The 9,329-nt window shown below is 44.5% G+C and carries 9 protein-coding genes and 1 pseudogene; 9 read left to right on the plus strand and 1 reads right to left on the minus strand.

Going from position 1 to position 9,329, the window contains the following annotated elements; translation table 11 throughout:
- From V7730_RS20625 to V7730_RS20640, 4 genes are all read left to right on the plus strand, one after another.
- On the plus strand, positions 1–1,068 hold a 1,068-nt coding region (locus tag V7730_RS20625), incomplete at its 5' end, for an ABC transporter substrate-binding protein (RefSeq protein WP_335749450.1).
- Between the two features lie 98 nt (positions 1,069–1,166).
- Positions 1,167–2,261 (plus strand): ABC transporter ATP-binding protein, encoded by a 1,095-nt coding sequence (locus V7730_RS20630; RefSeq protein WP_335749451.1) that lies wholly within the window; start codon positions 1,167–1,169, stop codon positions 2,259–2,261.
- Positions 2,254–3,192 carry an ABC transporter permease gene (locus V7730_RS20635; RefSeq protein WP_335749452.1) on the plus strand — a complete coding sequence of 313 codons (939 nt, stop codon included), beginning with the start codon at positions 2,254–2,256 and terminating at the stop codon, positions 3,190–3,192. The genes V7730_RS20630 and V7730_RS20635 overlap by 8 nt, the downstream gene beginning before the upstream one ends.
- A 6-nt stretch (positions 3,193–3,198) precedes the next feature.
- Positions 3,199–4,011 (plus strand): ABC transporter permease, encoded by an 813-nt coding sequence (locus tag V7730_RS20640; RefSeq protein WP_335749453.1) that lies wholly within the window; start codon positions 3,199–3,201, stop codon positions 4,009–4,011.
- A gap of 10 nt (positions 4,012–4,021) precedes the next feature.
- Here V7730_RS20640 and V7730_RS20645 read toward each other — a convergent pair.
- Positions 4,022–4,678 (minus strand): annotated as a pseudogene (locus V7730_RS20645) (IclR family transcriptional regulator); the annotation flags it as partial.
- Positions 4,679–4,833: 155 nt separating this feature from the next.
- On the opposite strand from V7730_RS20645, the gene V7730_RS20650 reads away from it, so the two are divergent.
- Genes V7730_RS20650 through V7730_RS20670 form a run of 5 tightly spaced genes read left to right on the plus strand, consistent with a single transcriptional unit; the run spans position 4,834 to position 9,292 of the window.
- A complete protein-coding gene (locus V7730_RS20650; protein ID WP_335749454.1) occupies positions 4,834–5,721 on the plus strand; it encodes an arginase family protein in 888 nt (295 codons plus the stop codon).
- Positions 5,718–6,578: an arginase family protein gene (locus tag V7730_RS20655; RefSeq protein WP_335749455.1), complete on the plus strand. Its 861-nt coding sequence runs from the start codon at positions 5,718–5,720 to the stop codon at positions 6,576–6,578. Before V7730_RS20650 ends, V7730_RS20655 begins: the two co-directional genes overlap by 4 nt.
- A gap of 47 nt (positions 6,579–6,625) precedes the next feature.
- Positions 6,626–7,567: an arginase family protein gene (locus V7730_RS20660; protein WP_335749458.1), complete on the plus strand. Its 942-nt coding sequence runs from the start codon at positions 6,626–6,628 to the stop codon at positions 7,565–7,567.
- 1 nt (position 7,568) lies between these two features.
- Positions 7,569–8,570 carry an agmatinase family protein gene (locus tag V7730_RS20665; protein WP_335749456.1) on the plus strand — a complete coding sequence of 334 codons (1,002 nt, stop codon included), beginning with the start codon at positions 7,569–7,571 and terminating at the stop codon, positions 8,568–8,570.
- Positions 8,570–9,292: a hypothetical protein gene (locus V7730_RS20670; protein WP_335749457.1), complete on the plus strand. Its 723-nt coding sequence runs from the start codon at positions 8,570–8,572 to the stop codon at positions 9,290–9,292. The genes V7730_RS20665 and V7730_RS20670 overlap by 1 nt, the downstream gene beginning before the upstream one ends.
- Positions 9,293–9,329: the final 37 nt, after the last annotated feature.

A 9,329-nucleotide genomic window follows, 5' to 3' on the forward strand; every position in this document is an offset into this window, starting at 1 on the left:
ATTAAAAATAAAAAAGCTTCAAAGGGCGCTCTCTGTGCCTTGACGGTTTCAACTCTGCTCGCAGTTGGCGCAGCTTCGTCGGCGCAAGCAGCGGATGAGGTTGTGTTTGCATCGTGGGGTGGTTCTTTTCAAGATGCCTTGAGGTCTGCAATGTTGGAACCAGCCTCTAAGGCGCTCGGTATTACTGTAAAAGAGGATACGACAAACGGCATTAGAGACATTCGTGTCCAGTTTACAGCAGGTAAAATCGCATGGGATGTTTCTGAGCAGGACCTTCCTTCCTGTGAGACTTTGAAGCGCGATGGAATGTTGGAACCTTTAGATTACAGTCAGATTGACACGACAGGGATTCCAAAAGAATTGCTTAATTCGCATTATATTGGGTTTATCAATTTTACGAAGGTAATTGCCTACCAGAAAGATAAGTATGGTGAGAATGGGCCAAAGACTTGGAGTGATTTTTTCGATTTGGAAAAGTTTCCGGGTAAGCGAGCCATGCATGGCAAAGTCAATTACAACTTAGAAGCTTCACTTATGGCAGATGGTGTGCCAGCTGGTGATGTCTACAAAGTTCTAGCCACTAAAGAAGGTAAAGATCGTGCGTGGGCAAAATTGGCTGAGATTGCGCCTCATGTTACGGCTTGGTATCGCGGTGGTTCTCAGTCTGCGCAATTGTTGAGAGATAACGAAGTGGACATGATTCACATGGGGCATAACCGAGTGGAGAGCGTTCGCGATTCTGGTAAGGATGTCGCGTACTCATTTAATGGCGGTACGATGGACGTCGATTGCCTATTGATCCCTAAGGGTGCGCCGAATAAAGAAAATGCCATGAAGCTGATTAATGAGCTTCTCTCTGCTGAATCTCAGGCTCGCTTAGCAAAAACGATGCCGCTTGGACCTGTAAATGTAGGGGCATTTGATACTGGGATTTTGACAGCTGATGAAGCAAAAAAAGTCAACACTCATCCGGCCAATTACGGAAAGCAGCTCTTGGTTGATCCAAATTTCTATGTTGGCCAACTTGCTGTCCTAACCGAGAAATTTGATACGCTTATCCAGCAATAATCACAATTATATCGGGCAAAGTGACTTGTGATTCACTTTGCCTGTCTTCTCTGTCTTCTCTGTCTTCTCTGTTTGATTTGCTTTTAGAGAGCAATACTATGTCGAATGTATCCGCTACGGCTTCAAAGTCGTTACCAATTAGTATCCGCAATGTTACCAAGACCTACGGTGATTTTTTTGCACTAAATGACGTGTCAATTGATATTAAAGCTGGTGAGTTTCTTACCTTGCTGGGGCCTTCTGGCTCAGGGAAGACAACGCTTCTAATGGCGTTGGCTGGCTTTGTCAATCCTGATAACGGCAGTATTCGGTTTGGTGATAAAGAAATGATCGTTACTCCTCCACACAAACGAGGAGTTGGTATGGTCTTTCAAAGTTATGCATTGTTTCCGTTTATGTCTGTTGCCGACAATGTCGCCTATCCCCTGAAAATTCGTAAGGTCCCAGCTGCTGAAAGACGAGAAAGAGCGGAGCGTGCTCTTGAGGTTGTTGAGTTGGGTGGGTATGGCGACCGGAGCATTGCTGCGATGTCGGGTGGGCAACGCCAACGAGTAGCTTTGGCACGTTCAATGGTATTCGAGCCACAGATTATTTTGATGGATGAGCCGTTGTCTGCTTTGGACAAAAATCTGCGTGAACAGATGCAATTTGAACTCAAAGCACTTCACCGTAAGTTAGATGCCACCATTGTTTATGTGACTCACGATCAGCGCGAAGCTTTAACAATGTCTGATCGTATAGCAGTGGTTAATCAAGGAAAGATTGCACAACTTGCTACTCCAGAAGAATTGTATCGCAACCCTAAAACAAAGTTTGTCGCTGACTTCGTTGGTGAATCAACACTTTTACCAGTTGAAGTAACTGGCGGTACTGCGAAGTTAGGCGAACATGTTTTGCATTCGAACTTAAAAGATTTCAAAGAAGGGGAAAAGTACTTCTTAGTGACCAGACCTGAACTTTTAAGTGTTGGCCAAGATGCTGTCCGCGAAGGAATGAACGACCTTTCAGGTGTCATTAGCGAAGTTGTTTTTCAAGGTGATAGTCTGTTAGCTCTCGTGCAATTGGGTAGCGGTTTAGAGATCGGTATTAAGCTTCCAGCCAATGAAGTGCCTCAGATAGGAAAAGAGATTTTCATAGGATTACATCCTGATGAAACAATTATTGTTCCTGAAAGGGGATTCTCTAATGACTAATAATATCATTGCAGCAAAGGGGGAAAGCAGTGCATTGCTTTCGTCAAACAGCACGAAAGCAAAGGGGGTAAACAGTGCATTGCTTTCGTCAAACAACACGAAAGAAAAGTCAATCCTGCTTGGTTTAAGTTTACCCTCAACGCTTATCATTTTGATCGTGATATTGGCTCCAGTACTCTGGTTGTCGTCTCTTTCAGTTTTGACGCCTGGAGGAGATTTTACAGGTGAGTATTACACAAGAATTTTTTCAAGCGATCTCTATGTTAAAACGTTCATCGTAACGTTTCAAATCAGTATCTCTGTGACCTTGTTCTGTGTGCTTTTAGGTTATCCATTATGCTATTGGATTTCTAAAATGCCGAATAAATGGGCAGAGATTGCCATGATATGTGTCCTCGTGCCGTTCTGGACTTCTGTATTGGTGCGGACTTATGCATGGTTGGTGCTTTTGCAGAGAAATGGACTGATTAATGAAACCCTTCTTTCTACTGGGCTGATAAACGAGCCCTTGCAACTAGCTCATAACCTTACCGGAAGTATTATCGGTATGGTTCACATCATGCTCCCTTTTCTTATTCTTCCTCTGTATGCCTCGATGCGAGCAATTGACGGAGATCTGGTGAGGGCATCGATTAGCCTAGGGTCGTCACCACGTGAAGCATTTTGGAGAGTGTTTGTACCGATGTCGATGCCTGGACTATTTGCTGGTGTTGTTTTGGTGTTCATTATGTCGCTCGGTTTTTATGTAACGCCTGCACTATTGGGTGGCGGCAAAGTTCAAATGCTGGCGCAACGTATTGAATCGACAATTACATTTTATGCAAACTGGGGCGCGGCAAGTGCTTTGGGTGTGGTGCTGTTATTGATTGCACTTGCAGTGATCTATGCACTTCATCGAACTTTTGGTCTAGACCGTTTATTTATGAGGTAATTTATTATGGCTTATCAAGAAATGGCCGGGGCCAAGAAATTCGATGGACTTTGGTTGGTATTAGTAGGTTGTCTGATTCTCTTTTTTCTGGTGTTACCAACCCTTATTGTAATACCGATGTCTTTCTCCGATTCTGCTTATCTTGAATTTCCACCACAGAATTGGTCTTTACGTTGGTACGAGGCTTATTTTGGGTCTGAAGAATGGATCAATGCGACCAAGGTTTCACTAATTGCAGCTTTCTGGACGACAATTATTGCAACACCATTGGGGGCTGTCGCTGCTTACGGGCTACATTGTTCAACGGCACGCATTCGCAATACGTTTCAGCTTGTAATGATATTCCCTCTGATTGTCCCGGTGATTTTGGTGGCAGTGGGTGTGTTCCATCTTTATGCAAAATTAGGGTTGAATTATACCATAACAGGGATTGTGATCGCTCATGTGGCACTGGCTCTTCCTTTTGTCATTATCACCGTCATGTCTGGTCTTAAGAACTATGACTTTGATCAGGAACGTGCAGCAAGGAGCCTTGGCGCATCAAGGTTTATGGCAATATTGACGATCACTTTTCCTCAGGTGAAGTTTTCGGTTCAAGCTGGGGCCTTCTTAGCATTCATTACCTCTTTGGATGAGGTGGTAATTGCGATGCTAATTTCTGGTGGTGAAAATGCGACGGTTACGAGACGTATGTTCAATGCACTTCGTGACCAGATCGACCCAACCATTGCCGCTATTTCAACATGTTTAATTGCGGTTTCAATTGTGGCTCTGATCGGAGTGCGTGTTCTAGGTAGTCGAGGAAAGGTGAATGGGTAAAGTGAGGCCATTACTCATTCGGCCTTCCCAAACTTTGCTCAATGGTTTGGGCTGCTTCGAGGATGAGCGTGCGATACGATTCAATCGCTCGTTCATCAAAGCGGGGAGTAATGCCCGATATACTCAAAGAGCCAACAACTTCATCTCCTGGGCCAGTGACAATTGTGGCTACTCCAGCAACGTACGGGTCTCTTTGACCAATGCTAACGTAAGTTCGCTCTTTACGAATTTGTGTAGCAAGTTTGCCACGCCCATTGAGGAATGCTTTCAGTATTTGGCCCGACGAGCCAAGTCCCATAGGAATTATATCGCCAGCTTCTATGTGGTCACGAGCAAGGTGCTTGGAGTTTATTCTATAAAGGCAAATGCCGAACTTACCGCGAGGGATGTAAAACGAGGCACTCTCACCCGTTTTCTTCACCAGCTCTTCCAAAACAGGTTTTATGATTACTTCCAGATTCAGGTTCTGTCGGAAAAGGGAGCCAAGTCTCCACAACATAGGGCCGAGGTGGTACAGCCCCTCCGAATCTTTAATCATGTAGCTAAACTTTTCCAACGATACAGCAAGACGAAGAATTGTGGGTTTTGTCAGTCCGCTACGGTTGGAGAGCTCTTTCAAAGAAAGGGCTGTACAGCCATCGTTGAAAGTGTTCAAGAGTGTAAAAGCGCGTTCAACGGCATCTACGCCGGAAAATCCATCATTTTATCGTCCTTTATTAGAAAGGGACTTCAATTCTGTTTTCAATTTACTCAACCCCTAAGAATTTGGCTACAGAACATTATAACGGAGCTGCAATTCAAAACCAGTCAGGAAATTGCTAAATGAATACTTCCAGCAAAAAAATAGAGACATCCAAAGTTTTGGTGCCGATAAATACGAGTGAACTGACATCTGGTGCTGTCTCAGTCATTGGTGCACCTTTAGTTACTAAGTTGGAACACCGTCAGAGTACTTCTTTGGGGCCCAACGCAATACGTCGTGCAATTGAAGAAGTATTCGCACTTTTTAGCAGCTCATCTAATAAAACTATAGAGGACTTGGATACTGGAACAAAAAGAGTTTTAAATCCAGAATTCTGTATGAATGACTTAGGCGACCTGCCATCGAGTTTGGACAAAAAATCAATTGTAGAACTGTTCGCTTTACTGAGCGAAAAAAATGTTGCCCCAGTGATCCTTGGAGGTGCACGCGAGATTGGTTCATGGTGCTCAGAAGCAGTATCTGAACTTGATCAGGATTGTGCGATTGTGCATATCACGCCATCGATTTCAGCAAGTGATAGTCTTGCCGGTACGGCCACATTCTTTATCGGAGTGAACGGCCTTATTCCTGCCAAAGCATGGAGACAGACCAAAAACCATAACCATACTTGTGTCAGTGCAGATCAAATCCATGAAATGGGTACAACTGGAACAAGTGAGCTTTTGCTGGCGTTTTTAAAAGAACAAAAACGTGTATTTTGGCACATAGATGTATCGGCTGTGGACACAGGTCATGCGGCAGGTACGCCGACGATTAATATCGGAGGATTAGACCCTGAGCAAATTCTAGATATTTTGGATCAGGTTTCTGTACATACCCGTTTCGCAGGATGTGCCCTTACAAATGTGGCACCAGTATTCGATAAGAGGGGGCTATCTGAGTACTTTGCTGCTGAAGCCTTGAGCCGTGTTATTGCACCGGTTTTATGGGATCGGGTAGAGCCATGATTGATTCAATTAGAGTTTGGGATACTGATACAGTTTTAAGGCCTGTAGCAACATTCTTTGGTGCGAAGGTTGGTGGGCTTGAAGATCTGGGCCCAGAGAGCGTCGCATGCTGTGGGATTTTTTGCGACCACTTTAGTGAAGGTGAACCTGGTGCTCGTTTCTTAGCCAGACAGTTCCGTTATTGTAGCTCTGACCCTTGGTTCCAGAATAGTTTGGGTTTTAATGCTGAGCATTTGATAGATGTTGGAGACCTGAACGTCTATCCGCTTGAACCTGAGCGCTTATCCTCAAGTTTGCGTGAACAGGTAGCACGATTAGTCCGCACACGAGCCAGTATTCTATTTGCCAATCCAGACTTCAGTCTTACTCCTGCTTTGATTGCGGGCATTCTTGAAGCCAAGAGCGATAAACAAATATCGGTCATTAGAGTTTCTCAACGCAAAGATTTAGAGGCGGTACAAGATACTTCTAGCTTAATTGGTAGAAGATCCCAGACTGGAACGCGGCTTTCACAACTATTGGGTGATCGACCTGACAGTTTGATTTGGGTGCAGAAATGCGAAGACCTGACAGATGAGCATTATGAAATGCTTAAAGGTGGCACGTGTTTCTTGAGTGTGGACGCCGATATTCTTGGTCCGGCTTACGGGGTGACATCTGCATATAGCGGTGCTAAGTCACAACGCACACAGGACGTAATAGCTTTCATACAGTCACTAAAGCAACTGCCTATCATTGCTGCTGAATTTACGGGGCATAGGCCAGGTTTTGAACTTCGAGACCGAGCTGTGACAACTCACAGTCTTTCAATATTTTCAGCGCTTGCAGAACTTCTTAAACAAGGAGAAAGAAATTGAGTCTAAGAACGGGTCCTCTACCCCGTATGGCGGGTGACTTAACTTTCATGCGTTCGCATCGCGGAGCGTTGACAGAACTCAATGACAAAAGTTTGGCGATAATTGGGATCCCGATGGAAGACAACGTAGGTCTTTCGTCGGGATATCGAATGTCTCCTCAAGCCTTGCGGGAAACGTCAGTATACTTTGGTTGGCAAGCCAACCCTCAATTTAGTCATCCTGTTGATGTCGATGCGAGAAAGAAAATTGATACGTCCTCTATTCACGACCGTATGGTCGATTTAGGTGATATCCCAGTTGAGGGTTTGAGCAGGTCAGTTGCAGATAATCTTGTTTCTGACGTACTCAATGCAGTTCGCCAACGGGGTGCTTCGACTATCGCATTGTCCGGCGATCAACGTTCTGTACGCACAGTTCTAGAAACTCAGTCGAATTCTGAAAAATTAAGCTTCATTCAGATTGGTGGTCATACTCCGACATCTTTATCACAAGAAACTCTTTCGGATAGGTCTGAGGTCGGCAGCTTAATCGGTAACGGTACGTTATTAGCGAAAAACACTGCTTTTCTGGCGCCGCTAAGTACGTCTTCATCTGAGTTTTTGACGCCGTATAGAGGGCAGGGTGGTCAAGTTATTTCAGCAAAACAGTTGTCCAATATTTCAATGTCTGAATTTAGAGAGTTTCGCCTCGCACTTGCTGAAAATACTGATTCCTTAGTCGTTAATCTTGACCTGAGTGCATTCGCATCTCCCCTTCATGGCATGTCATCAAAGCGTCGGTTTAATGGTGTGTCGGTAACTTCTTTACAGTCAATAATGACAGAAATAGGTCAATCGCCTGTGTCAACATTGATTGTTACTGGAATGAACCCGACGGTCGATGGAATGAGTGTTGTCAAAACTGGCCAGCGTTTGCTGGTAACAGTTCTTCTTGGATATATCTATGGGCGTCTCGGATTGTCGACGTCGTTGAAACGTGAGGAATATTAAAATGAAATCTGGTGAATGTGCCATTGATCTTGGCTTGAAATCGCCTTCGTCGACATTGTTTGGTTCTAAATCTGCAAACGTCGATGAAATCACTAAAGATGTTGTCGGTGTGGTTGGGATGCCTACGGATTGGACACATTCGAGCCGTATTGGAGCTCGCCATGGTCCAGAAGCACTTCGACGTGCGACGACTAGATTGGTTGAAGAATATCTCCCTTCTCATGATGATACATTTTTTGACGCAACACATGGGGGGGAATGGGTTAGAAACAATGCCCCTTGGATACTTGATTGTGGCGATGCAGATATTGACCCAGTTTCTGTTGAGCAGACAATTGAGGCAATCGCAAGCATGACAGAAAGTGTACGTTTGGCTGGGGGGATCCCCCTTGCCTTAGGAGGCGATCACTTTAATAGTTATCCGGCATGTTTGGGATATTCTCGTGCATTAAGCAAAATTGATCCTGCACATAAAATTGGTTACATCCAAATTGATGGTCATTTGGACTTTTCTGATCGTCTTGGTGCATGGGGACATTTTAATCACGCTACAAATGGTCGTCGAATTTCAGAACTCCCAAATATTATCAAAGAGAACATGGTATTTATTGGCATTACCGGTTGGGTATCTGGCGGCGAGCTGGAGCTTATCGAGAGCATGGGCGGAAAGGTTTTTTCTTCCGGGGATGTGCACAGGTTAGGCGCGAAAGAAGTTGGAAGGTTGGCTCTTGAGCATGCCACAAAGAATAGCGATAGCTTGTACCTGACCATGGACATTGATGCAATGGATGCAGGATACCTTCCAGGAACTGGGTCAATTGTTCACAGTGGTATAACACCTAAACACTATTGCGATATTCTCGATGTTATTGCCAAACATCCAATCGGAGGTATGGATATTGCGGAAGTAGCTCCTTCATTGGACCCGTCAGGACGCACAGAAGCTATATCAGCCCATCTTTTGTATTCTGTTTTGCGTGAAAAAATGTTGAGGCCCGCATAATGATATTTGAAGGAGTTGTAAAGTTAGGTGGTCTTTATAAGGAAGGACAGCCTTTACCACTTCCCTCTAGACCTTGGTTGGTAGACCAAAGCGCTGTTAAACCCTATGAGGGTTTGGCAGATGGAGATATTCATAGTTTCACTGACTTGCCAGATATGACTCAATGGTCATTGGGGGACACTCCATCTGTACAAACATCACGTATAAATTGGATTGTTCTTAGGACTGATACATCTCGTTTATTCATCTCAGACCGTGTTTTGCTTGTTCATGTTAGTTGGTTAGATTTGGTCGAGTCTGGATATGTAAATGGACGAGATATTGTTATCGACGGGCAGGAATATACATGCAGGCTTTTGGATGGCGGTTTCGAGTTCTTAAATCCAGAAGATGGGTATCTCGGCGCATCTAACCTTGAAAATGAATGGGACAAAATAGTCTGTAATACAAGTGAAATACTTGGGTTGCCTACACCAACGCCACTTGATTTGGGCCCTAATATTGATGAGTCAGTTCGCTTGGGGGAACACAACCAACTTTGGAATTGGGTTGGTGTGAATACGTGGACATTGAGACCTTACGCAGGGCGAAGTGCTGCGCGGTGTTGTCGTGGCTTTGCAGCAGCAAATTTTTTCTATCTTAATACATTTGACCACAGGCATGAAGATATTGGGTGGCGGCCTGTCTTGGAGCAACGTTTAGTAAAGGGGAATGCAATATGAAACTAAATTATATAGCTGGGAATTGGGTTCAAGGTGT

The organism is Sulfitobacter sp. (genome assembly GCF_036961165.1).
Taxonomy (GTDB): Bacteria; Pseudomonadota; Alphaproteobacteria; order Rhodobacterales; family Rhodobacteraceae; genus Sulfitobacter.